At 71.4% G+C, this 22,708-nt stretch carries 23 protein-coding genes; 9 read left to right on the top strand and 14 right to left on the bottom strand.

Annotated elements, in window-relative coordinates; genetic code table 11:
* Window positions 1-103: 103 nt before the first annotated feature.
* Window positions 104-820 carry a hypothetical protein gene (locus LN042_RS20820; RefSeq protein WP_230052793.1) on the top strand — a complete coding sequence of 239 codons (717 nt, stop codon included), beginning with the start codon at window positions 104-106 and terminating at the stop codon, window positions 818-820.
* Window positions 821-1,002: 182 nt separating this feature from the next.
* On the opposite strand, the gene LN042_RS20815 is transcribed toward LN042_RS20820, so the two are convergent.
* Window positions 1,003-1,383, bottom strand: coding sequence for a YybH family protein (locus tag LN042_RS20815; protein ID WP_230052792.1), 381 nt, complete (start codon window positions 1,381-1,383; stop codon window positions 1,003-1,005).
* A 93-nt stretch (window positions 1,384-1,476) separates the two neighbouring features.
* Here LN042_RS20815 and LN042_RS20810 point away from each other — a divergent pair, with 93 nt between their 5' ends.
* Window positions 1,477-2,370, top strand: coding sequence for a helix-turn-helix domain-containing protein (locus LN042_RS20810; RefSeq protein ID WP_230052791.1), 894 nt, complete (start codon window positions 1,477-1,479; stop codon window positions 2,368-2,370).
* Here the strand turns inward: LN042_RS20810 and LN042_RS20805 are convergent.
* On the bottom strand, window positions 2,288-3,265 hold the full coding sequence (locus LN042_RS20805; protein ID WP_230052790.1) for an alpha/beta fold hydrolase: 978 nt from the start codon (window positions 3,263-3,265) through the stop codon (window positions 2,288-2,290). The genes LN042_RS20810 and LN042_RS20805 overlap by 83 nt on opposite strands.
* A gap of 100 nt (window positions 3,266-3,365) precedes the next feature.
* Here LN042_RS20805 and LN042_RS20800 point away from each other — a divergent pair, with 100 nt between their 5' ends.
* Together LN042_RS20800 and LN042_RS20795 are read left to right on the top strand one after the other, a co-directional pair.
* The gene (locus LN042_RS20800; RefSeq protein WP_230052789.1) at window positions 3,366-4,049 is read left to right on the top strand and encodes a TetR/AcrR family transcriptional regulator; all 684 of its coding nucleotides are present in this window, start codon (window positions 3,366-3,368) and stop codon (window positions 4,047-4,049) included.
* Between the two features lie 351 nt (window positions 4,050-4,400).
* Entirely contained in the window at window positions 4,401-4,685 is a 285-nt protein-coding gene (locus tag LN042_RS20795; protein ID WP_230052788.1) for an alpha/beta fold hydrolase domain-containing protein, read from the top strand.
* Between the two features lie 81 nt (window positions 4,686-4,766).
* Here the strand turns inward: LN042_RS20795 and LN042_RS20790 are convergent, their stop codons facing one another.
* The 7 genes from LN042_RS20790 to LN042_RS20760 all read right to left on the bottom strand — a co-directional run bounded on the left by LN042_RS20790 (window position 4,767) and on the right by LN042_RS20760 (window position 11,117).
* Window positions 4,767-5,738, bottom strand: a complete 972-nt coding sequence (locus LN042_RS20790) for a ribose-phosphate diphosphokinase (protein WP_230052787.1) — start codon at window positions 5,736-5,738, stop codon at window positions 4,767-4,769.
* Window positions 5,735-6,805 carry an alkene reductase gene (locus LN042_RS20785; protein ID WP_230052786.1) on the bottom strand — a complete coding sequence of 357 codons (1,071 nt, stop codon included), beginning with the start codon at window positions 6,803-6,805 and terminating at the stop codon, window positions 5,735-5,737. Before LN042_RS20785 ends, LN042_RS20790 begins: the two co-directional genes overlap by 4 nt.
* Window positions 6,806-6,831: 26 nt before the next feature.
* Window positions 6,832-7,764 carry a pseudouridine-5'-phosphate glycosidase gene (locus tag LN042_RS20780; RefSeq protein ID WP_230052785.1) on the bottom strand — a complete coding sequence of 311 codons (933 nt, stop codon included), beginning with the start codon at window positions 7,762-7,764 and terminating at the stop codon, window positions 6,832-6,834.
* Window positions 7,761-8,723, bottom strand: a complete 963-nt coding sequence (locus LN042_RS20775; RefSeq protein WP_230052784.1) for an EamA family transporter — start codon at window positions 8,721-8,723, stop codon at window positions 7,761-7,763. The genes LN042_RS20780 and LN042_RS20775 overlap by 4 nt, the downstream gene beginning before the upstream one ends.
* Complete coding sequence (gene upp, locus LN042_RS20770) at window positions 8,720-9,331, bottom strand: uracil phosphoribosyltransferase (RefSeq protein ID WP_230052804.1); 612 nt, start codon at window positions 9,329-9,331, stop codon at window positions 8,720-8,722. The genes LN042_RS20775 and upp overlap by 4 nt, the downstream gene beginning before the upstream one ends.
* 123 nt (window positions 9,332-9,454) lie before the next feature.
* On the bottom strand, window positions 9,455-10,138 hold the full coding sequence (locus LN042_RS20765; RefSeq protein ID WP_230052783.1) for a phosphoribosylanthranilate isomerase: 684 nt from the start codon (window positions 10,136-10,138) through the stop codon (window positions 9,455-9,457).
* A gap of 445 nt (window positions 10,139-10,583) precedes the next feature.
* Window positions 10,584-11,117 (bottom strand): DinB family protein, encoded by a 534-nt coding sequence (locus tag LN042_RS20760; RefSeq protein WP_230052782.1) that lies wholly within the window; start codon window positions 11,115-11,117, stop codon window positions 10,584-10,586.
* 99 nt (window positions 11,118-11,216) lie between these two features.
* On the opposite strand from LN042_RS20760, the gene LN042_RS20755 reads away from it, so the two are divergent.
* Window positions 11,217-12,311 (top strand): helix-turn-helix transcriptional regulator, encoded by a 1,095-nt coding sequence (locus tag LN042_RS20755; protein WP_230052781.1) that lies wholly within the window; start codon window positions 11,217-11,219, stop codon window positions 12,309-12,311.
* A 4-nt stretch (window positions 12,312-12,315) separates the two neighbouring features.
* Here LN042_RS20755 and LN042_RS20750 read toward each other — a convergent pair whose 3' ends face one another.
* Window positions 12,316-12,867, bottom strand: coding sequence for a carboxymuconolactone decarboxylase family protein (locus LN042_RS20750; RefSeq protein ID WP_230052780.1), 552 nt, complete (start codon window positions 12,865-12,867; stop codon window positions 12,316-12,318).
* A 47-nt stretch (window positions 12,868-12,914) separates the two neighbouring features.
* Here LN042_RS20750 and pdxR point away from each other — a divergent pair, with 47 nt between their 5' ends.
* On the top strand, window positions 12,915-14,348 hold the full coding sequence (gene pdxR / locus LN042_RS20745) for a MocR-like pyridoxine biosynthesis transcription factor PdxR (protein ID WP_230052779.1): 1,434 nt from the start codon (window positions 12,915-12,917) through the stop codon (window positions 14,346-14,348).
* An 11-nt stretch (window positions 14,349-14,359) separates the two neighbouring features.
* Here pdxR and kilB read toward each other — a convergent pair whose 3' ends face one another.
* A complete protein-coding gene (kilB, locus tag LN042_RS20740; protein WP_230052778.1) occupies window positions 14,360-14,836 on the bottom strand; it encodes a plasmid transfer protein KilB in 477 nt (158 codons plus the stop codon).
* A 50-nt stretch (window positions 14,837-14,886) separates the two neighbouring features.
* The gene (locus tag LN042_RS20735; RefSeq protein WP_230052777.1) at window positions 14,887-15,402 is read right to left on the bottom strand and encodes a MarR family winged helix-turn-helix transcriptional regulator; all 516 of its coding nucleotides are present in this window, start codon (window positions 15,400-15,402) and stop codon (window positions 14,887-14,889) included.
* Window positions 15,403-15,562: 160 nt separating this feature from the next.
* Here LN042_RS20735 and LN042_RS20730 point away from each other — a divergent pair, with 160 nt between their 5' ends.
* Window positions 15,563-16,744, top strand: a complete 1,182-nt coding sequence (locus LN042_RS20730) for an EamA family transporter (protein WP_230052776.1) — start codon at window positions 15,563-15,565, stop codon at window positions 16,742-16,744.
* Window positions 16,745-17,164: 420 nt separating this feature from the next.
* On the opposite strand, the gene LN042_RS20725 is transcribed toward LN042_RS20730, so the two are convergent.
* Both LN042_RS20725 and LN042_RS20720 read right to left on the bottom strand, forming a co-directional pair.
* On the bottom strand, window positions 17,165-17,809 hold the full coding sequence (locus LN042_RS20725) for a response regulator transcription factor (RefSeq protein WP_230052775.1): 645 nt from the start codon (window positions 17,807-17,809) through the stop codon (window positions 17,165-17,167).
* The gene (locus LN042_RS20720; protein WP_230052774.1) at window positions 17,773-19,230 is read right to left on the bottom strand and encodes a sensor histidine kinase; all 1,458 of its coding nucleotides are present in this window, start codon (window positions 19,228-19,230) and stop codon (window positions 17,773-17,775) included. Before LN042_RS20720 ends, LN042_RS20725 begins: the two co-directional genes overlap by 37 nt.
* Window positions 19,231-19,556: 326 nt before the next feature.
* Here LN042_RS20720 and LN042_RS20715 point away from each other — a divergent pair, with 326 nt between their 5' ends.
* A complete protein-coding gene (locus LN042_RS20715; protein WP_230052773.1) occupies window positions 19,557-20,246 on the top strand; it encodes an ABC transporter ATP-binding protein in 690 nt (229 codons plus the stop codon).
* Entirely contained in the window at window positions 20,243-22,618 is a 2,376-nt protein-coding gene (locus LN042_RS20710) for an ABC transporter permease (RefSeq protein ID WP_230052772.1), read from the top strand. Before LN042_RS20715 ends, LN042_RS20710 begins: the two co-directional genes overlap by 4 nt.
* The last annotated feature ends 90 nt before the right edge of the window (window positions 22,619-22,708 follow it).

The raw sequence follows: 22,708 nt of genomic DNA, 5'->3' as shown, positions 1-22,708 counted from the left end.
GGTTGGCGGTGGGCACCTCGTCCGTCAGGCTGGATGGGGGATGTGGCGGCAACCGCCGCAGGAGGCACAGCCCTGGCGGGGCTGGAGGATCGCGGGAGGAGCGATGCCCGAGAACAGTGACCGGCCGGACCGCAGGGGAGCGCGCGCCAAGATCGACGCTCAGCGCGCAGTCGAACGCCGCACGCGCCGCCGCCGGCGGGCGCTCTTCGTGCTCGGCGGCATCATCGTCGCCGCGGCGGTCGTCATCGCGATCGTGCTCAGCATCCCGAGCTCGAACTCGACCTCGTCGGCCAAGACCGGGCCGGAGGGCATCACCCTGGAGTCCGGAGACGTCCTCGCTCCTTCGAGCACCGCAGCGGGCGGGCAGACGGTCGACGGCATCTCGTGCAGCGCGACCGAGCAGGTGGCGTACCACATCCACTCCCACCTGGCCGTCTACGTCAATGGCCAATCCCGCAGCATCCCCTATGGCATCGGGATCGTCATGCCCGTCCCGACCACCACCCCGAACGGTGTCTTCGCCCAAGCCACCAACTGCTACTACTGGCTGCACACCCACGCGTCCGACGGCATCATCCACGTCGAATCGCCCACCCAGAGCCAGTACACCCTGGGCCAGTTCTTCGACATCTGGCAGCAGCCCCTCTCCGCCACCCAGGTCGGGCCCGCCACCGGCCCGGTGACCGCCTACGTCAACGGCAAGCCCTACACCGGCGATCCCCGCGACATCACCCTCCAGCCGCACGAGGACATCCAGCTGGACGTCGGCACCCCGACCGTCGCGCCCCAGCCCGTCGACTGGTCCCGTGCCCAGCTGTGACGCGAGGGTGCCGAGGCCGTGCTCGCCGGCCCGGGATGTCGAGCGTCCGCCTGCTCCGCACCGGCTTCGCAGCGCTCTGCTGAGCACTCTGCCAGCCGTCGACACCTCGACTCGGTGGCGGTCGGCGAGCAGGGCGACCGGTGCCCGCGGTGGGACGCGGGCAGCGGCCGCCGGGGATCGGCTCAGGCGGTGCCGAGCGGGTTGAGGAGGGTGAAGCGCCAGCCACCGTCGGTGTGCCGGCGGGCGATGTTGGCGGTGGTGCCGGTCGGGGCGATCCGCTCACCGCCGGGGTCGTCGACCTCCATGGTCCAGTCGGTGACCAGGAGGGCGGTGTCCGCACCGACGATGGTGTGCCGAGGGACGTTCGTCAGCTTGCCGCGGGCGGCGACGGTGCCGGCGATCTCGGCACGCAGCGCCTCGGTGCCCGTGATGTGCTCGCCGACCACCGTACGCATGCCCGCGCCCGGGGCGAACAGGGCGAGTACGCCCTCGACGTCGCCGGCGTTCAGGGCGTCCTGGAACAGGACGGGCAGCTTGGCGGGGTCGGTGACGACAGGGGACATGGGGACCTCGATTCCTTCGGGTGGTTGCCTTCAGCCGTGCGTCCACGATGCCCGCGCGACCGCCCGCCCGACGAGGTAGAGTCGCGACTCGCGATGGTCGAAAACGGACAGCGCGATGTCGTCGACATCGCCTACGACAACCCCGACCGGCTGCCCGCCGGTATCGAGGTGCTGACCTTCGGTGCCCTGAAGTCCCGCCTGCGGAGCTCAGTTGCCCGTCGGCCGAGCCGCCTCGACTTCCACCAGATCATGCTGGTGCGCGGCGGCGAGGGCGCCGCGATGGTCGATTTCGTCACCCACCCGTGCGCCCGCGGCACCCTGCTGCACCTGCGGCCCGGCCAGGTGCAGCGGCTGCCGTCCGACCCGACCGGTCGACCCGCCCAACTCGACGCCGTACTCCTGCTGTTCACCGCCGACTTCGCTCCGCCGCTGCCGGCGACCGGCGAGGTGCTCGACGGATTCGGCCCGGTCGCACGGCAGTTGCCGCCCGCTGAGTTCGCCGCCTTCGATCGCGCCGTGACCGAACTGGCCAGGGAGTACCGGACGCTGCGATGCGGCCGGACCCCCGAGCTGACCAGCGCACTGCTGTGCCAGCTCCTCGGCGCCTTGCTGGTGCGGATGGCACGCCTCGCTGATCCGGGCGGACGCCCCGCCTGCCGCGCGCCCGGCGCCGAGGCGTACCTCGCCTTCCGGCGCGAACTGGAACGCTCCTTCGCCACCACCCGCTCCGTGGCCGACTACGCCGCACGGCTCGGGTACTCGCCGCGCACCCTGACCCGCGCCTGCCTGACCGCCACCGGCCGCAGCGCCAAGCAGCTCGCCGACGCCCGCGTCGTCCTGCAGGCGCAACGGCTGCTCGCCCACACCGACTTGTCCGTGGCCGCGATCGGCCGAGCGCTCGGCTTCACCGAGGCCACCAACTTCGGCAAGTTCTTCGCCCGCGAAACCGGCCGCACCCCAGGCGACTTCCGGCTCGCTCAGCGCTGAGCCGGCCCCCGACGCGAGGCATCGACGAGCTCGCGGATCCGGTCGGCATAACCGGGCCATGCGGCACGGTGAGGAAGTGCCCGACCCCGGGCTGAAGTTGGAGTCGGGCACCGGGGATCGCGGCGGCGAGGTCGCGGCCGGCGCTGGGGCGCAGCAGCGGGTCGGCGTCGCCGTGCAGGACCAGGGTGGGTGCGGTGACCTCGGCGAGGGTGCCGCCGTGCCACTTGGCGCCGATCTGGCGGCTCTGCGCCTTGTCGTCCCGGAAGCTGGTGACTTGGTGGGCGGCCTCCCGTTCGACGAACTCGCGGACGTCGTCCTCGTCGATCTCCTGGCCGGGCGCCAGGGCCCTGGCGACGTCGAGCGCCAACGCCAGTTCGCCCTCGGGGCTTCGCGGGTGGCGCAGGCGGGTGAAGCGGGCGACGGTGCCCAGGCGTACATAGCGCAGCACGCCGAGTCCCCGCACGTCGCTGGGAACGGCCGAGGAGCTGGTCAGGGTCAGCACCCGCTCCCGGTGCCTGATGGCGATGCGCTGCGCCACCAGGCCGCCCATGGAGTGTCCGAACAGGTGGGCGCCCTTCCAGCCGAGCGCGTCGAGGACGGCCGTCGCGTCGTCGGCGAGGTCCTCGGCGCGGTAGGCCGGTGCCTCGCGCCGGAGCAGGGCCAGCAGCGGGTGGACCTGGCGCCGAGCGGGGAAGTGGGTGGACTCGCCGGCGTCGCGCTGGTCGTAGGCCACCACGTGGAAGCCCCGCCGCAGGAGTTCGTCGACCAGACCGGTCGGCCACCAGAAGCGCGAGGCGCCGAGACCCATGACGAGCAGGAGCGGATCGCCACCGGCGCCACCGAGCTCCTCGTAGGCGATCCGGACCCCACCGCTGTCGGCGTACTGCGTTGTCATCACTGCGCTCCCCGATTCGCGTACGGCGTTCGCAAATATCGCGAACACTGTATGCAAAGGGGTAGGCTGACGGCAACCAACGAGGACCAAGGAGGTGACCGTGGCCGAACCGGACGAGACGGTGATCTGGCTGCGCCCGGAACGCGCGGCAGCCGGCCGCCCGGCCGAACGCAGCCGTGCCGAGATCACCGCCGCAGCCCTGGACCTCGCCGACCGCGAAGGCCTGGACGCGGTCTCCATGCGTCGCGTCGCCGCGCTGCTCGGCACCGGCGCGGCCTCGCTCTACCGCTACATCGCGACGCGCGATGACCTGCTGGACCTGATGACCGATGCCACCGGCGCGGAGTACGACCTGCCGCGGCCGACCGGCGACTGGCGCGCCGACCTGCTCGCCGTCGCCCGCCAGACCCGGCAGATCATGCGTCGCCACCCCTGGCTGCCGCCCCTGGTCATCACCCGCCCCGCCCTCGGCCCGCACGCGGCGGACGTACTGGAACGCGTCCTGGAGCTCCTCGCCGACCATCCGGCCCCCGCCGCGCGGAAGTTGGAGGCGTTCGCCCTGCTCAACGCGATGACCGCGCTGTTCGTCCAGAACGAGCCGGCCGCCGCCACCCCCTCGGCCGCGGCCCGCCGGACCGCCTACCTGCGCCACGTGTCGGCCGCCGGCACCCACCCCCGCATCGCCGCCGCCCTCGCCGACCTGGCCGGCCCGGCCGCCGGCCCGGATGACACCGACCCGTTCGACGGCGCGATCACCCGGGTGCTGAACGGCTTGCTGGGCTGACGACGCCGGCACGCGCAGCGACCCGGACCGGCGCAGCGCTCCGGACCGGCGCAGCGCTCCGGGCCTCGCCATGGCGGGGCGGTCCAGGCCGGCGCAGCGGTCCGCCGCTGCGCATGCCGCAGCGGTCCGGGCCTCGTCGTGGCGGGGCGGTCGGGCGCTGCCATGGCGGAGCGGTCCGGGCTGGCCCTCCGTCATGGCGGGCGCACCGAATACCCCCGTGCCTACCCTGCCCCGCCTGGTCGATGAGCACCTGGACGCCGTCGAGGACTCGAGTGAGGGCGAACTCAAGCGGGTCGGCCGGGTCGGGGGCGAAGGCCCCGGCAGCGATGGCGCGGGTGAGGTGCGGAGGCCATGACCTGGTCGGAGCGGCTCCAACTGCAGGCCGCGACCATCGACGAGCGGGCCGAGGGCACCGACTTCCCGATTCCGTTCTTCGTCTTCCAGGGCGACGGCGACGTGCTGACCCCGCCGCAGCCCGCCAAGCGGTTCTTCGACGAAGTGAGCGCCCCGGTCAAGGAGTTCGCGCTGATCCGGAACGCCAGCCACTTCGCGAGCTTCCGGCGCCCCGAGCAGTTCCTCGACCTCATGCTCACCAAGGTGCGCCCGGTGATCACCGGTCAGCCGCTCGCCGTCTGATCCGGGGCTCCCCCAAGCGCCGACCGCCGTGCCCGGCACTCCCGAACGGGATTGCCGAGCACGGCGGTCGCGGTGTCCGGTCTACTGCTCGAAGAGCCTGGTCACCGAGCCGTTCTCGAAGATCTCCTTGATCGCCTGGGCGACCACCGGGGCGATGGAGAGCACCTCCACCTTGTCCAGGTCGACCGCCGCGGCGCTCGGCAGGGAATCGGTGAAGACGAACCGGCTGACCCTGGAGTTCTTCAGGCGGTCCACCGCGGGGCCGGAGAGGATGCCGTGGGTGGCCGCCACGATCACGTCCGAGGCGCCGTTCGCGTAGAGCACGTCGGCGGCCGCGCAGATGGTGCCCGCGGTGTCGACCATGTCGTCCACCAGCACGCAGACCCGCCCGGCGACCTCACCGACCACCTCGTGCGCGGTGACCTGGTGCGCGACGTCCTTGTCCCGCTTCTTGTGGACGATCGCCAGCGGCGCGCCCAGCCGGTCGCACCAGCGGTCCGCGACCCGCACCCGCCCGGCGTCCGGGGAGACCACGGTCAGCCGGGACTGGTCGGTGTGCGCGGCGATGTGGTCGGCGAGCAGCGGGAGCGCGAACAGGTGGTCCACCGGCCCGTCGAAGAAGCCCACGATCTGGTCGGTGTGCAGGTCGACGGTGATGATCCGGTCCGCCCCGGCGGCGGTCAGCAGGTCGGCGACCAGCCGGGCCGAGATCGGCTCCCGGCCCTTGTGCTTCTTGTCCTGCCGCGAGTAGCCGTAGAACGGCGCCACCACGGTGATGCTGTTGGCGGAGGCCCGCTTCAGCGCGTCGACCATGATGAGCTGTTCCATGATCCAGTCGTTGATCGGGGCGGTGTGGGACTGCACCACGAAGCAGTCCGCGCCGCGCACCGACTTCTCGAAGCGGACGTAGATCTCGCCGTTGGCGAAGTCCCGCGCCTGCGTCGGCACCAGTTCGGTGCCCAGCTCCTCGGCGATCCGCTCGCTGAGCTCCAGGTGGGCCCGGCCGGAGAACACCAGCAGGTCCCGCTCGGTGCCCCGGACCACCGCCCTCACCGGCCGAGCACCGAATAGTCGGTGTAGCCGTGCTGGTCACCGCCGTAGAAGGTCGACTGGTCCACCTCGTTGAACGGCCCGCCGGCCTTGATCCGGTCCAGCAGGTCGGGGTTGGCCAGCCAGAGCGCACCCACCGAGACGACGTCGGCCAGGTTCTCGTCCAGGACCTCCTGCGCCGTCTTCGGGGTCGCGGGGAAGGAGTCCGGGGTGGCGTGCGGGTTGACGATGAGGCTGCCCTGCCACAGCTCGCGGATCATCTTGGTCATCGGGCGGGTGACGATCTCGCAGACCTCCAGGAAGGCCAGCTCCGGCAGGGCCGGCACCAGCGCCTGGTAGAGGGCCTGGGTGTCGCCCTCGACGATGTCGTTGTAGGGGTTGGCCGGGGAGATCCGCACGCTGGTGCGGTCGTTGCCGATCGCGGCGGCGACGGCTTCGGTGACCTCGACGGCGAACCGGATCCGGTTGCCCAGCGAGCCGCCGTAGCCGTCGGTGCGGGTGTTGGTGTTCTCGGCCATGAACTGGTGCAGCAGGAAGCCGTTGCCGGCGTGCAGCTGCACCGCGTCGAAGCCGGCGTCCACCGCGTAGCGCGCCGAGGCGACGAAGTCCTGGATGGTGGCTTCGATCTCGTCGGCCGTCAGCTCGTGCGGCTCGAGGTAGTCCTGCATCCCGTCCGGGGTGAAGCACTGGCCGCCGGCGGCGATCGCGGAGGGAGCCACCGACTGGTGCGCGCTCGGGTACAGCGAGGGGTGGCCGATCCGTCCGGAGTGCATCAGCTGGGCGACGATGGTGCCGCCCTCGGCGTGCACCGCGTCGGTGACGACCCGCCAGCTGCGGGCGTGCTCGGGCGTGTGCAGGCCGGGCGAGTTGATGAAGCCCTGGCCCACCTGGGAGGGCTGGATGCCCTCGGTGATGATCAGGCCGGCGGCGGCGCGCTGGCTGTAGTACTCGGCCATCAGCTCGGTGGCGTCCCCGGACGGCAGCGCCCGGTTGCGCGACATCGGTGCCATGGCGAGCCGGTTCTTCAGGGCGAACTTGCCGACGGTGACGGGTTCGAACAGCGAAGTCATGTCTTGTTGCCTCTTCGAGCGATGGGTCAGGAGTGGTCGGACTGGTAGCGGGCGTAGGCGGCGGCCATCTGGCCACCGACCTCGGCCGTGGAGATGAGGACCGCCATGTTGGCCTGCGCGGTGCGGCCACCGGTGGCCCGATCGACCGCGTGCATCAGGTACTTGGTCAGGCCCTGGCCGGTGACGCCGTCACGTTCGGCCTGGACCAGCGCGTCGTTGATGGCCGCCTCGGCGACGGCCGGGTCGACCGCGTCCTCGTCACGCGGCGGCGTGGTGATGACCACGCCGCCGGGGTGCCCGGCGGCCCAGTGGGTGGCGACCACCTTGGCGATCAGGTCCTCGTCGTCGATCCGGTGCGGGGCGCGGATGCCGCTGGAGGCGCAGTAGAACGCCGGGAAGTCGTCCGAGCCGTGCGCGATCACCGGCACGCACTGGGTCTCCAGGTACTCCATGGTCAGTGCCAGGTCGAGGATCATCTTGGCGCCCGCGCAGACCACCGCCACCTTGGAGCGGGTGAGCTGGATCAGGTCGGAGGAGATGTCCATGGTGGTCTGGGCGCCGCGGTGCACCCCGCCGAGCCCGGCCGAGGAGAAGAACGGGATCCCGGCGAGCTCGGCGGCCACCAGGGAGGACGCCACCGTGGTCGCGCCCCGGCCGCCGCGGGCCAGCACCACCGGCAGGTCGCGGCTGGAGACCTTCGGGATGCCGCCCTCGGAGGCGAACCGCTCGATGTCCGCCGCGGTCATGCCGACCCGGATCGCGCCGTCCTCGATGCAGATCGTGGCCGGCACCGAGCCGCCCTTGCGGACGGCGGCCTCGACCTGGTGCGCGGTCTCGGCGTTGTGCGGGTAGCTGAGGCCGTGCGTGATGACGTTGGACTCCAGCGCGACCACCGGCCGGTGCTCGTGCAGGGCCTCGCGGACCTCTTCGCTGTGGACGATCGGGATGGTCGTGCTCATCTCACTCCCTCGCTCGGGCTGGTCGACGGCTCCGCCCCGGTCGCGGCGGCCGCCGGGCTGCTCTGTGCCACCGTCGCCGTGGCCTTCTTCTGGCGCGGCTGGCCGATGACCACCGCGGCGATCACCGCCACGGCGCCGACCAGCTGAACGGCGTTCAACGACTGGTGGAGGAAGACGTAGCCCAGGACGGTCGCGCACAGCGGCGAGGCGAAGGAGAGGAACGACGCCGCCAGGGCGGGCAGCCGCGACAGGCCGCGGAACCAGAGCACATAGGCGATCAGCGCCCCGATGAGGCCCAGGTAGGCGAAGCCGCCGATGTTCTTCCAGGTCAGGTGGTCGGGCAGCGTCTCGGTGCCCAGGCAGATCGGCAGCAGCAGGAGTCCGCCGACGGTGAGCTGCCAACCGGTGAAGGTCAGCAAGGAGACCCCGTCGGGACGGCCCCAGCGTTTGACCAGCACGATGCCGGAGGCCATGCAGAGCGCGCCGAGCAGACCGGCGACCACCCCGATGCCGTCCAGACCGGCCTTCGGCCCGAGCACCAGCAGCGCGATGCCCGCGGCGCCCAGCACGCACGAGGCGATGTGCTGCGGCAGGACCTTCTCGCGCAGCAGCACCGCCCCGAGCAGCAGCACGATCATCGGCTGGACGCTTCCCATCAGCGCCGCCACGCCACCGGGCAGGTGGTAGGCGGCGAGGAAGAGGAAGTAGAAGAACGCGCCGATGTTCAGCACGCCGAGCACCACGGCGCGCCACCACCAGATGCCCCTGGGCAGCTGCCGGGTGATCAGCAGCAGGATCAGGCCGGCCGGCAGCGCCCGCAGGGTGGAGGCCAGCAGCGGCTTCTCCGGGGGCAGCAGCTCGGTGGTGATCAGATAGGTCGAGCCCCAGACCATCGGCGCGAGCACCGTGATCAGGGAGGTGGCGGCGAGGCCGCCGCCACCCGTGCGTTGATTGCTCATTTCCGTGCTCCGGAGTCGGTGGTGCCGAAGAACCGGTCGCCGAAGTCCCCGATGCCGGGGATCATGAAAGCGTGCTCGTTGAGCCGCTCCTCGACGGCGCTGGTGACGATCTGCAGGCCCGGCCGCTCCCGGGCGAAGCGCTCGAGCCCCTCGGGCGACGAGAGGAAGTTGATCATGATGATCTTCTCCTCCCGGACCCCCGAGTCCAGCAGCACGTCGATGGCCGCTAGGGCCGATCCGCCGGTGGCCAACATCGGCTCCAGCAGCAGCACATGGCCTTCGGCGATGTCCGCGGGGAACTGCTTGTAGTAGAGCTCCGGCAGCTTGGTCTGCTTGTCGCGCTGGATCAGGATCTTGCCGATCGGGATGTCGGGCTGCACCTCCAGCAGCTCGACCTCCATCGCCTCACCGGCCCGGATCACCGGCACGGCGCACACCTTCTCCTCGAGCTCCATCCCGAGGTAGGTGACGCCGACCGGGGTGGTGACCTCCCGCTTGACGTACGGCAGCAGGTCGAGTGCGGTGTCCAGCAGACGGTGGATGATGCGCCGCGTGTAGAACCGGAAGTCCTCCTGCGAGCAGTCCCGGTCCCGGACGATGGTGTGCATGGCGCGGAGCTGGTCCGTCTGCGGCAACAGGTGGACGTGTTCGGTGGGCACGGCTGGGCCTCCACGGTGGTTGGGGAAAGGCGGAGTCGACGGTGCGCCGGGGAGGGGTCGGGGTAAGGCGGATCAGCCGACCTCGTCGAAGGCTCGACGGGCTTCGGCGACGAACTTGGCGACCTTGGTCCGGTCCTTGCGGCCGTCCGGGCCCTCCAGGCCGGTGTGGGCGTCGACGGCGGCCGGACGGACGGCGCGGATCGCGTCCCCGACGTTCTCCGGGTTGAGCCCGCCCGCCATCATCAGCGGCTTCGGGGAGCGGCGGACCAGTTCGGCGGAGACGTTCCAGTCGTGGGTGAGTCCGGTCGCGCCCTTGGCGCCGGTCTTCGGATCGAAGGTGTCGGTGATGTACATGTCGACGAACGGGTGGGTGTCGTCGACGAGTTGGAGCAGCTCTTCGGCGTTGTCGGCCTTGACCACCAGCGACTTCAGCACGAACAGCTCCGGACGGAGCTCCTTCAGCAGGCGGAGCTGGTCGGTCGCCACGTCCCCGTGCAGCTGGACGGCGACCACGCCGAGCTGGGTGCAGAAGTCGCTGACCTCCCGAGCGTCCGTCAAGTAGCTGATCAGCACGCCGGCGTGCGGCGGCTCGAAGCCCTTGATGATCGCGGCGGCGTCCTGCTCGGAGATGTCGTCCTTGCCGGACGGCAGGCGCAGCCCGAAGCCGATCCAGTCCGCCCCCTCGTCGATGATCATGTCGGCTTCCGCGGCATCGATGCAGCCCGCGACCTGGACCAGTTTGTTCACGGTGGTCATGGAGTTCCCCCTCACTGAGATGTGCCAACGACTGCGGGCAGGCGGAAGCCACCCCCGGTGCTTCGGAGCGCTCCAACTCCCGCAGGCCTCTGAGCCGACTCGGTCCACCGTCCCGGCGGACACGGTGGTGCCGGACACGGCCGATCGGGACCTCGGCCACGCCCCGATTCGACGGCAAACCTTCCGACATCGGCAGCCTACGGAGTCGGATCGTGGATCTCAGCCTTCTGCCGCAACCCCGCCCCGACTACGCCACGTTGGTACACCATGCACCGAACGGGAGCGCGACCGGACGGCGTGCGAACGTGCTGATGGGCCATCACCACCCGCGTGGTTGATGGCCCATCAGTTCGGTTCGGTTCTCGGGCGGTTCCGCGGCCGGCCAGGCGGCCCGCGCCGCAGGGGCTGGACACGCCGCAGGGGCTGGACGCGCCGCGCCTCCGCGTCAGCCCATGCTCTTGGCGCCGTCCAGGGCCTCACGGATGATGTCGGCGTGGCCCGCGTGTTGGGCGGTCTCGGCGGCGATGTGCAGCAGGGTGCGGCGGGCCGTCCAGGACGCGTCGGCCTCGAACCAGGGCGCCTTGGGCAGCGGCTGGGCGGCGTCCAGGCTGGGCAGCGTGGCCAGCAGTTCGTCGGTGCGACGGGCCACCTCGTCGTACTCCGCCAGCACGCCGGCCAGGGTCTCGCCGGGCAGCAGCTTGAAGTTGTCGGCGCGCTTGGCGTAGTCGGCTTCCGTCATGGCCGAGAAGTCGGGCATCGCCGACGGGCCCTCGACGATGAACGACGTCCAGAACCGCTCGGTCGACGCCACGTGCTTGACCAGGCCGCCCAGGCAGAGCTCGCTCACGGTGGTCCGCTGCCGGGCCTGGTCGTCGGTGAGGTCACGGGTGGTGAACCGCAGGAAGTGCCGCGCCTTGGTCAGCACCTCCAGCAGGTCGGCCCGCTCGCCGGACAACTGGGTGGTGGTGGTCTCGGTCATGACTGCAGCCGCCTTCGCTCTCGGTGTCCCTTGCTCGACAACCAGGCTAGGAGCCATAGCGGCCAGTTTCTGTCCTCAATGGCGGGAAGGATCTCCGGCGTGGCGAACACCAGCACTCGAACCCTGCGTCTGCTCTCTCTGCTGCAGACCCACCGCTACTGGCCCGGCACCGAACTGGCCGAACGGCTGGGCGTGTCGGTGCGCACCCTGCGCCGGGACGTCGACCGGCTGCGCGAACTCGGCTACCCCGTGGAGGCACAGCGCGGGGTGGACGGCGGCTACCAGCTCGCCGCCGGTGCGGCGCTGCCACCACTGGTGATCGACGACGACGAGGCCGTCGCGCTCGCCGTCGGGCTCCAGGCCGCCGCGGAGGGGGCGGTGGCGGGGCTGGCCGAGTCCTCGGTGCGTGTGCTGGCCAAGGTGGTGCAGGTGATGCCGGCCCGGCTGCGGCACCGGGTGGAGGCGCTGCGCACCATGACCGTGCCGGCCGGATGGGGCGCCGCGGCCGGGCAGGCGGGCGTCGATCCCGGTGCGCTCACCGTGGTCGCGCTGGCCTGCCGCGACGCCGAACAGCTCCGCTTCGGCTACAGGGCCGCCGACGGCCGACGCACCGAGCGGCAGGTGGAGCCGTACCGGCTGGTCTGCCTCGACCGCCGCTGGTACCTGGTCGCCTACGACCTCGGCCGGCACGACTGGCGCAGCTTCCGGGTCGACCGGCTCACCGGCCCGCAGGGCACCGGTGCCCGGTTCCGCCCACGCGGCCTCCCCGCTGCCGACGCCGCCGAGTTCGTCCGCGCCAGTCGGCGCTTCCACGCCCAGCCCCACCGCATCGAGGTGCTCGCCGACACCCCGGCCGCCACCGCCCACCGACTCATCGGCCACTGGTGCACCGTCGAGGAGGTGGATGCCGGGCGCTGTCGCATCCGGATGACCGCCGACAGCCTGGACTGGGCCTGCATGGCCCTCGGCGTCCTCGGCGCCGACTTCCGGGTCCTGCAGCCGCCCGCCCTGCTCCCCCACCTGCGGGACTGGGCCGACCGCTTCCACCGCGCGACGGGGGAGCCGGCGGTGGGGGAGCCCGCGGCGGGGGCGCCAGCGGCGGGGGAGCCCGCGGCGGGGGAGCGAGCGGCGGGGGCGCCGGCGGCGGGGGAGCGAGCGGCGGGGGAGCCGGCGCCGGGGCAGCGGGGCGAGTGACCTCTCAGCCGCGCTCGTCGGTGCCCGCGAGCTTGGCGGTGGTGATGGCGAGGCGGTTCCAGGTGTTGATGGCGAGGATCAGGGCGATCAGGTTGGCCAGGCGGGTGTCGTCGAAGTGCTCGGCGGCCCGGGCGTAGACGTCGTCGGGGACGCCCCCCGAGATCCGGGTGACGGCCTCGGCGAGGGCCAGGGCGGCCTGCTCGGCGGGGGTGAAGAAGTGGGTGGCGTCGCGCCAGACCGAGACCATGTGCAGGCGCTCCTCGCTCTCGCCCGCCTTGCGCGCGTCGGAGGTGTGCATGTGCAGGCAGTAGGCGCAGCCATTGAGCTGGGAGCAGCGGATCAGGACCAGTTCGACGAGGGCCGGGTCCAGCCCCTCGCGGGCCGCGGCGTCGAAGCCGATCTGGGCCTTGAAGGCCTTCGGGGCGAGCTGGGCGAAGTTGATCCGCGGGGTACCGGTCCGGCTCGTCGTGCCGACCTGGTTCGTCGTACCGCGCTGGTTCGTCGTGCAGGTCTTCGCCGTGGTCGTGGGGGTGTTCGTCTCCGTGGTGTTCGTCATGCCGACGAAATTACGGGGCTGATCGACCTCGCGTAGGGTGCAATTCCATGAGCGAATCGTGGGTCAATTCGGGGCGGCGGACCGGCAGCGACCTGCACCTCGAGCTGGCCGCGACCGGCAGCCGGCGTGCTGCGCTGACCCGGGCGCTGCGGGACGCGGTGCGGGACGGTCGGCTGGCGTCGGGCAGTCGGCTACCGCCGTACCGGTCGTTGGCGGCCGACCTCGGGCTGGCTCGCAACACCGTGGCCGAGGCCTACGCCGAGCTGGTGGCGGAGGGCTGGTTGACGGCACGCCAGGGCTCCGGCACTCGGGTCGCCCAGCGGGTCGGGGCACCGGCCGCCGCGCGGGTGCCGCGGCGGGTGACCGGTCGGGCGCCCGTGCACAACCTGGCCCAAGGGCAGCCGGACGCCGCCGCGTTCCCGCGCACCGCCTGGCTGGCGGCCGCCCGGCGAGCCGTTGGCGCTGCGCCCAACGAGGCGTTCGGGCCGGGTGATCCGCACGGCCGGACCGAGCTGCGGCGCGCGTTGGCCGACTACCTGGCCCGGGCCCGCGGTGTGCGCACCGAGCCGGAGCGGATCGTGGTGACTGCGGGGTTCGCTGCCGGGCTGCGGCTGCTGTTCAGCGGTAGTGCGCTGCAGCGTGGCCCGCTGGCGGTGGAGGCGTACGGCCTGCCGTTCCACCGGGAGCTGCTGACTGCCACCGGGGTGCCGACCCGGCCGCTACCCGTGGACGAACAGGGCGCCGACACCGCCGTGTTGGGCTCACTGGACGACGTTCGCGCGGCGCTGCTCACCCCGGCGCACCAGTTCCCCACCGGCGGACCGCTGCACCCGGAGCGCCGGGTGGCCGCAGTCGACTGGGCACGGGCCCGGGGCACTCTGGTCCTGGAGGACGACTATGACGGCGACTTCCGGTATGACCGCCAACCCTTGGGTGCGCTCCAGGGGTTGGACCCGGAGCGGGTGATCTACATGGGCTCGGTCAGCAAGAGCCTCTCCCCGGCGCTGCGGATCGGCTGGCTGGTCCTGCCGGCCCAGCTGGTGGAGCCCGTGCTGGCCGTGAAGGGCGAGCGCGAGGGATTCACCAGCGTGGTCGACCAGTTGACGCTCGCCGCGTTCCTGGACTCCGGCGCCTATGACCGCCACCTGCGCCGGATGCGGCAGCGCTACCGGCGGCGCCGCGACCAGTTGGTGGCCGCGTTGGCCGCGCAAGCACCGCACATCGGGGTCAGCGGGATCGCCGCCGGACTGCACGCCGTACTGCGACTGCCGCCCGGCACCGAGCGGGCCACCCTCAAGGCCGCCGCCTGGCAAGGGGTCGCACTCGACGGCCTGGGTCCGTTCCGCCACCCGGACGCGACCGGGCCGGCCCCCGACGGCCTGGTGGTGGGCTACGCCACCCCACCCGATCACGCCTGGCGCGCCGCCCTGGAAGCGCTCTGCCGAGTACTGCCACCGGACTTGGCAGCTGGGGACGCCTGAAAGAACCACTGCTACTGCGTCGACCCGACGTACCGGCGGGCCGTGTTGACGAAATCGCTGATCAACGTCTGGGTCAGATCACGCCGTTGGGTCACGTCGTCGCGGTCGCACGCCCGATCGATCTTGCCGATCTGCCGGAACGCCTCGGCGGCGAGGTCGGCCAGCGGTCCGTCCTCGGTGATCAACTGCACTTGGAACAAGGCGTGCTGGGTCTCGGATCGGGTCTCGAAGGAACGCCGGCGCAGCGCCACCTCGTCCTCGGCGTCGGTGTCCTCGTGCACGCAGAACCAGTGGTGCAGCATCGCCTGCCGGAAGGTCACCAGTAGCCCGGCGTACCCGCTGTAGGCGTCCAGCCGCTCGCGCCGCAACCGTTCCTGACGGGCCAGCAGTTCAGCGCGGCGCGCGGTGCGCTGCTGGAACACATGCGTGGCGGTCGATCCCAGCAATGTGCCGAGGACCGCGATCAGGCTCGTCAGAATGGCGTCCACGACCCAAGTCGATCACAGCAGGGAAGCGGCCCACCAGGGCTGTGTTTTGCTCAGCGGGCGTCGAGTGCGGTGTCGCCCCGAGCCGCCAGCAGCTTGCGCAGCAAGCCGTCGAGCTGCGCCTGCTCCTGGGGGCTGAGCGCTGCGACCAGCTCCCGCTCGTTGGCGATGTGGCCCTCCACGATCCGGTCGATCAGCTCCCGGCCGGCCGGCGTGAGCCTGATCAGCACGGCGCGCCGGTCGGTGGTGCTGGGCCGGCGCTCGACCAGGCCCTTGGCGGACAGCCGGTCCACCCGGTTGGTGATCGCACCGGACGTGACCATGGCCGACTTGAGCAGTGCCCGGGCGTTCAGCTCGTACGGCTCGCCCGACCGGCGCAGCGTGGCCAGCACGTCGAACTCGGAGAAGTCCAAGCCGTGTTGGGCGAAGTACTCGCGGAGCACCAGCTCGGCGTGGTTCTGGAACCGGTTGAGCCGTCCGACCAGCGCCATCGACGTGGTGTCCAGCTCGGGGCGCTCCTGGGCCCACTGGTCGACGATGTCATCAACGGCGTCGCGCTGCTGCTCCATGACCTGCCTCCTGAGGTGCCGTGCTCCCAGCCTCGTCCACTCGTCCGAGGGACGTGCACGGCCTTCATTATCTCAACGTTCAGAGACTTGACGAAGCACGTGGTGCGGCGTAGAACTATCTCAACGTTCAGATAGTCAACGCTGAGAGGTGGCAGGGGTCATGGGCGGGGAGCGCGTGAACGGACTGAACGGGGCGGCCGGACGGGGTGGGGGCTGGATCGGTCGGGCCGGGATCGCCGCCGCGGCGGCCGTGGCGCCGGCGTCCTGGGGCACCACCTATCTGGTGACCACTCAACTGCTGCCCGAGGGGCGCCCGATGCTGGCGGCCGCGATCCGGGTGCTCCCGGCCGGTCTGCTGCTGCTGGCCCTGGGTCGCAAGCTGCCCAAGGGGATCTGGTGGTGGCGGGCCATCGTGCTCGGGATGCTCAACATCGGATTCTTCTCCCCGCTGATCTTCATAGGCGCCTACCACCTGCCCGGTGGCGTGGCGGCGACCATCGGGGCGCTGCAACCGCTGCTGGTCACCGGCTTCTCGATCGGTCTGCTGGGCGTGCGGCCGGGACTGCGGCCGATCACGGCCGGCGTGATCGGTGCGGCGGGCGTCGCGCTGCTGGTGCTCAAGGCGGGGGCCAGGCTCGACACCACGGGCATCGCCGCCATGGTCGCCGCGACCGTGCTGATGTCGCTGGGCACGGTGCTCACCCGGCGCTGGGGGCGCCCCGAGGGGGTCGGCCTGGTCGACATGACGGCGTGGCAGCTGACCGTCGGTGGCATCTTCCTGGCTCCGCTGGCCGCCTTCACCGAGGGCATGCCGCCGTCACTAACCGGGCGCAACGTGATCGGCTTCGCCTACCTCGTCCTGATCGGCACCGCGCTGGCCTACTTCCTCTGGTTCCGCGGCATCCAGAAGCTGGGCGCCGGACCGGCCTCCTTCCTCGGTCTGATCAACCCGCTGGTGGCGACCGTGGGCGGCATCCTGGTGCTGAACCAGACCCTGACCGGCTGGCAGGTGCTCGGCCTGGTGCTCGCCCTCGGCGCGATGGTCGCCGGCCAGGGCAAGGCGGCCAAGCCCGCGGCTGCGGCGGCCGGGGCCGCGGGCGAGCCCGAGACCGCGAGCGAGACCAAGAGTGCGACCGCGAGTGCGACCGCGAGTGCGACCGCCGGCGAGTCCCCGAGTGCGAGCGCGAGCGATGCGAAGGCCGCCATGAGCGCTGCCGCTGACGGCGACGAGACGGCGTCCGCGCCCTCGAACACCCTGGCGTCCGCCGAGCTCTCGGACCCGGCGGCCACGCTCGAGCAGACCGGGGTCACCGGCCCGGTCAAGGTGGCGGCTGAGGCCTGATCGACTGGTCGCCGCCCCGCCAAGCGCCCCGGGCCCACTGACAACTCCCCTGGTCGGTGGGCCCGGGTGCACCAACGACCGCTCCCGACTCGGCCGGTCCGCTCGACAGCGGCCGGTCGGGCCGTCGGTCATCCTCGGAATGTGCGCCGGTACGCCCACGGCGAGAGGCCGATGGGCGCCCGCAGGCGCTGGAGCAACGGCGCGGCGCTCCCAAGACCCGTGCGCTCGGCGCTGCGGCTGACCGTCAGGTCGCCAGGGGCAAGACGGTGCTGGTGGCGCTGACAGTACCGACGGTGAGATGAGCCAGGGCGGAGCACGGCGGGGCCGCGAGGTGCGGGCGGCGCAGTTGCCCACGCGTGGAGAGTCCGGTGCGACGAGCTCGGACCCTGGCCGGCCTGGGCGCGGTGTCTCTCGGCTGCCTCACCCGTTGAGGTAGGCCAGCACCGCGAGGACTCTGCGGTTGTCGTCATCGGAAGGCTGCAGGGCGAGCCTGAGGAAGATGGACGCCGTGTGCTTGGCCACCGCGCGCTCGGTGATCACCAGGCGCTGTGCGATCGCCGCATTGGAGCGCCCCTCCGCCATCAATCCCAGCACCTCGCGCTCCCGTGGACTGAGCGCGGCGATCGCGCTGTTGCCCGCGTTGTGCGTCAGCAGCCGGGAGATCACCTCGGGATCCATCGCCGTGCCGCCCCCCGCCACCCGCCGCAGGGCGTCGACGAACTGCACGCCGTCCATCACCCGGTCCTTGAGCAGATAGCCGATCCCCCCGTCCGCGCCGGCCAGGAGCTCACGGGCATACAGTTGCTCGACGTACTGGGAGAGGACCAGGACCGGCAAGCCAGGAACCACCCGACGGGCCTCCAGGGCGGCTCGCAGCCCCTCGTCGGTGAAGGTGGGTGGGAGCCGCACGTCCACCAGCACGACGTCCGGCGGGTCGGCGGTGACGGCGGCCAGCAGTTCCGTTCCGGTCTCCACCGCGGCCATGACTTCCATGCCATGCGCCTGGAGCAGTCTGGTCAGGCCGTCTCTCAGTAGAAAGAGGTCTTCAGCGATGACAACTCGCATGGGATCTCCAGGGTCGCTATGGTCGGGCCACCTGACGGGCTGCTGATGGCGAGCACGCCGTCGAATGCCGCCAGCCGCCGTTCGACGCCGCGCAGCCCGGTGCCCAGAGCCGGATCCGCCCCGCCTCGGCCGTCGTCGGTCACCACGACGCGTAGCATCCCATCAGTATGGCCGACCTCGATCCAGACCTGACTCGCCGCAGCGTGTTTGGTGACGTTGGCCAATAGCTCGCTGACCGCGAAGTAGGCGGCCGACTCCAGCGCGGTCGGCGGTCGCTCCGCCAGATCACCAGTGAAGTGGATCCGTAGCGGCAGATCGAGCGCCAGCGCGTGCACCGCATCCACCAGTCCCCGGTCCGCCAGGACCGGCGGGTGGATCCCTCGCACCAGGGCACGCAGCTCGTTCAGGGCCCTGACCGAGGAGTCCTTCGCCTCGGTCAGCAGCGACCGCGCCGCCTCGGGGCTGCTCTCGAAGAGTTGCTCCGCCGCGTTCAACGTCATGCCCAGTGCGACCAGACGGGCCTGGGCGCCGTCGTGCAGGTCGCGCTCGATCCGACGCATCTCGGCTGCCCCGCTGTCGATCGTGGCGGCCCTGGTCTGGGCCAAGTGGTCGACTCGCTGCGCCAGTTCGGCCTGCTTGCTCGGCCCCAGGACCGCCGCTGTCAGCAACCCGTAGCTCCGCAGCAGGCGCCAGCCGAACCGGAACCGGGCCGCCGCGCCAACCAGGAGCGGCACGATCAGCAGCCCAGGCCGGAAATCGAGGACGTGCCACCGCGCACCGAAGGCCACCAAGCGGCTCACGGCGGCCACCAGTACCGCACCGACACCCGAGTTGAGCGCCACCCACAACACGTCCCGCCAGGTCGCCGGATCGGTCAGCAGCCACTCGGCCCGCGCCACGGCGCGCTGCCCGTGGCTGACAGCCGTGCCGGACGCGGGGGCCGGCCGGTAGGGCGAGGCTATGGGCACCCCAAGGCAAGCCCCGAACAGGCGCCTGGCACGGTCGGCGATCCAGCGCGAACCGGCGACCGTGTTGAGCAGCAGAGGCAGCGCCAACCAGACGGCGCCGTGGTCGGCCCCGGGCGGGCGCCTCTGGTAGAGCACCACCGCGGCAAGCGCCGTGGCCGGAGGGAAGGCCAAGACGGCCCCTGAGGCCCACACCCGCTGCCCGGCCACCCAGCGCAGCCCCACCACGGCACAGGGCACCAGCGAGAAGACCGTGAGTGCCCAGAGGCCCAGGTAGTCCGACCCCGGATCGCGACGGACCAACAGGTTCGCGAGCAGCAGGGCCACGGGGGCCGCCAAGGTCACCAGGCCCAGCACGGCGAGCCCCAGGAGCGCCGCCAGGCCGGCCAGAGCACGCGGGCTCTCGATCGACCACGCGTGCTGCCCTTCTGCTGGGTCGGTCCGCATGACGCTCATGGTTACGCTCCTCGGACGCCGGTCGGAAGATTCACATCAAGTCTGGCGCCCAGCACCAGCTCGGCGCAGGGGGCGTGGACCCCGAAGACCAGGTGTACCTAGGTACACCTTCAGGACACCGTCCAAGGCCATGTCGACTCACGCGGCCTTCCCCGTAGCGTTGTTGATCGAACTCATCGCAGTCGACATCGCGTCAGGTCGGCTACCTGCGAGCGCCCCCTTCGGTCGCGCCAACACACTCTTCCGCCCATCTGTCCGACGAACTGATGACCGATCAGCCGCGCGCACAACCATTCCCCCCGTCATTGGGTTTTCCGGAGGCTCCGTTGTCCACACCGATCATCCAGATCCACGAAGTGAGCAAGTCCTACGGCGAAGCCCGGCCCGCGCTCACCGGGCTGAGCCTGGACGTTCGCGCCGGTGAGGCGCTGGCGGTGCTCGGCCGCTCGGGCAGCGGCAAATCAACGCTGCTGAACCTCATGGCCGGCCTGGACAAGCCGAGCGGGGGCACGGTCCGGATCGCCGGCATGCGAATCGACCAGCTCGGCGAGACGGCCCTGGCGAAGTACCGTCGGGACCGGATCGGCATGGTCTTCCAGTTCTTCAACCTCCTGGACGACATGTCGGTTCACGACAATGTGGTGCTGCCGGCGCAGCTGGCCGGAATGCCGGCGGTGAAGGCCTCCGCCCGGGCAGCCGAGTTGCTGGAGCAGTTGGGTATGGGTCAGCACGCCAATGCCTTCCCCGGCCACCTGTCCGGAGGGCAGCGTCAGCGGGTCGCGGTGGCCAGGGCGCTGATGAACCGGCCCCCGCTGCTGCTCGCCGACGAGCCCACCGGAGCGCTCGACAGCTCCTCCGCCGCGGACGTGCGTGATCTGCTGGCCCAGCTCAACGCCAATGGCCAGACGCTGGTCCTGGTCACTCACGACACGGAGCTCGCCGCCTCCTGCGCGACCAGGACGGTCGAGCTGCTCGACGGCCGGATCGCACGTGACGTCCAGGCGGTGACCCGGTGAGCGCACTGACGAAGGTGATCCGCTCCGGGGTCGGCCGCCGCCGGCTCCAGAGCCTGGTGATGGCCATGACCACGATGATGGCGGTCACTGCCTCGCTGCTCGCGGCCGGATTGCTGACCGCTTCCCAGGCCCCGTTCGACCACGCCTTCGCCAGCCAACGCGGTGCTCACCTGACCGCCCGGTTCGACGGCACGATGGTGACTGGCGGCCAACTCTCCGCCACCGCCCACCTTTCCGGAGTGACCGCCGCCGCCGGCCCGTACCCGGCGCTGGTACTGCGCCCACGCTTCGGTGCCAACAAGTCCCAGTTGCCGGTGGGCTACCAGACTCCGCCCGCCGTGTTCGTGGGCCGCGCCGGCCCCGGGGGGCCGGTCGACGACCTGATCATCACCTCCGGCACCTGGGCGAACGGCCCGGGCCAAGTGGTGGTGAACGAGCAGATGGCGATCGCGGGTCTCGGTGACCAACTCACCCTCCCGGACGCGCCGGGCAGTCCGGTGCTGACCGTGGTGGGGCTGGCTCGCTCGGTCGGCCGCAGCGCGGACGCCTGGGTCTCCCCCGCCCAGCTGCCGGCCCTGGCCAAAGCCGGCACCGTGCCCGATCAGCAGATGCTGTACCGCTTCGCGAGCGCCGCGACCGATCAGCAACTGGCGGCCGACCGGGACGAGGTCGCTTCCTCCATGCCCAGCGGTTCGCTCACCAGCGCGGACTCCTATCTGACGATCAAGCTGGCTGCGGACAAGAGCTCGGCTACCTACGTGCCCTTCCTGGTCAGCTTCGGCATCCTCGGCCTCTGCATGTCGGTTCTGATCATTGGCGTGGTGGTCAGCGGAGCGGTGAGCTCCGCGAGCCGACGGATCGGCATCCTCAAGGCAGTGGGTTTCACGCCGGAGCAGGTCGTACGTGCCTACCTGGGGTTGGCGCTGGCCCCGTCGACGGTCGGCACCGTGCTGGGGCTGCTCCTCGGCAACCTGGCAGCCATCCCGATCCTCAACCGAGCCGACGAGGCACAGGTGGTCGGCAGCACCACGATCGCACCCTGGCTGGACGTCGTCGTCGCGCTGGTCGCACTGACCGCCGTCGCCGGCGCCGCCCTGCCGCCCGCGCTGCGCGCCGGTCGTCTGCGCACCACCCAGGCACTCACCGTCGGCCGGACCCCGAGCGGCGGGCGCGGTCGGAGGGCCCGCCAGGTGCTCGGCCGACTGCCACTCTCCCGGCCGGCGATCCTCGGCCTGGCCGGTCCGTTCGCCAAACCCGGCCGCTCCGCGGCCATGGTCGCCGCGGTGGTACTGGGCGCGACCGGAGTCACCTTCGGCGCCGGGCTGGCCGTCTCCCTCAGCGCAGTCCAGGACGGGCTGCACCGAAAGTCACCCGGCGCGGTGCAGGTCAATCCCGTCCCGCCGCCCGACACCTCCATGCCCGGCATGACACACAAGCCGGACATCGCCAATGTCCCTGCGATCGAGGCGCTGATCACCGCTCAGCCCGGCACCCGAAGGATGTTCAGCTTCGGTCAGACCAGCGTGAGCGTGGTCGGCCGGGCCGGCGAGACCAGCGTGCTCGCCTACCGGGGCGATTACTCCTGGGGCGCCTACCAGATGGTGTCCGGCCGCTGGTTCCGCGGTCCCGGCGAAGCGGTGGTCCCGTCGGGCTTCCTGACTGCCACCCGCACCCACCTCGGCGACACCCTCACCCTGGCCAACGACAACCACCGGACCCAGGTGCGGATCGTCGGCGAGGCCTTCAGCACGCAGGAGTCGGGCATGGTCATCATGACCGACGAGTCATCGCTCAACGGCCTGAGCGCCAAGCCTCTGCCCGAAAGCATCGAGATCGACATCGACCTGAATCCCGGGACGAACCGGCAGGCCTACCTGGACTCGCTGACCCAGACCCTGGCTCCCTACGGTGTCCCGGCAGTACCGGGATCCACCGGGCTGAGCGGCGTTGTCGTCTCCATGGACGCGCTGGCCCTGATGCTCACCCTGATGGTGGTCGCAGTGGCCGGGCTCGGTGTCCTCAACACCGTGTTGCTCGACACCCGCGAACGCGTGCATGACCTGGGCGTGTTCAGGGCCTTGGGCATGTCACCGCGGCAGACCGTCACCATGGTGCTCTGGTCGGTCTCCGGCCTCGGCCTGGTCGCCGGTCTGATCGGCGTACCGATAGGCATCGCCCTGCACGACTACGTGTTGCCTGCCATGGGCACCGCTGCGGGCACCCGAATACCGCATGCCGACCTCGCGGTCTACCAACCGGCCGTCCTGGTGCCGCTCCTCCTGGGCGGCCTGGCGATCGCCATCGCAGGTGCCGTGCTCCCCGCCGGATGGGCCGCCCGCACCAGCACAGCCGGAGCCCTGCGGACCGAGTAGCCGAGCCCCCACCCGATCGGCGCCCTGCCACGGCAGGCCGCGCCCGATCACCTGGAAGACCGGGCCGAACGTCCCAGCCTCGGGCCGACA

It is taken from the genome of Kitasatospora humi (genome assembly GCF_020907985.1).
Classification (GTDB): Bacteria; Actinomycetota; Actinomycetes; order Streptomycetales; family Streptomycetaceae; genus Kitasatospora; species Kitasatospora humi.
This window is presented reverse-complemented; position numbering and strand designations above follow the sequence as displayed.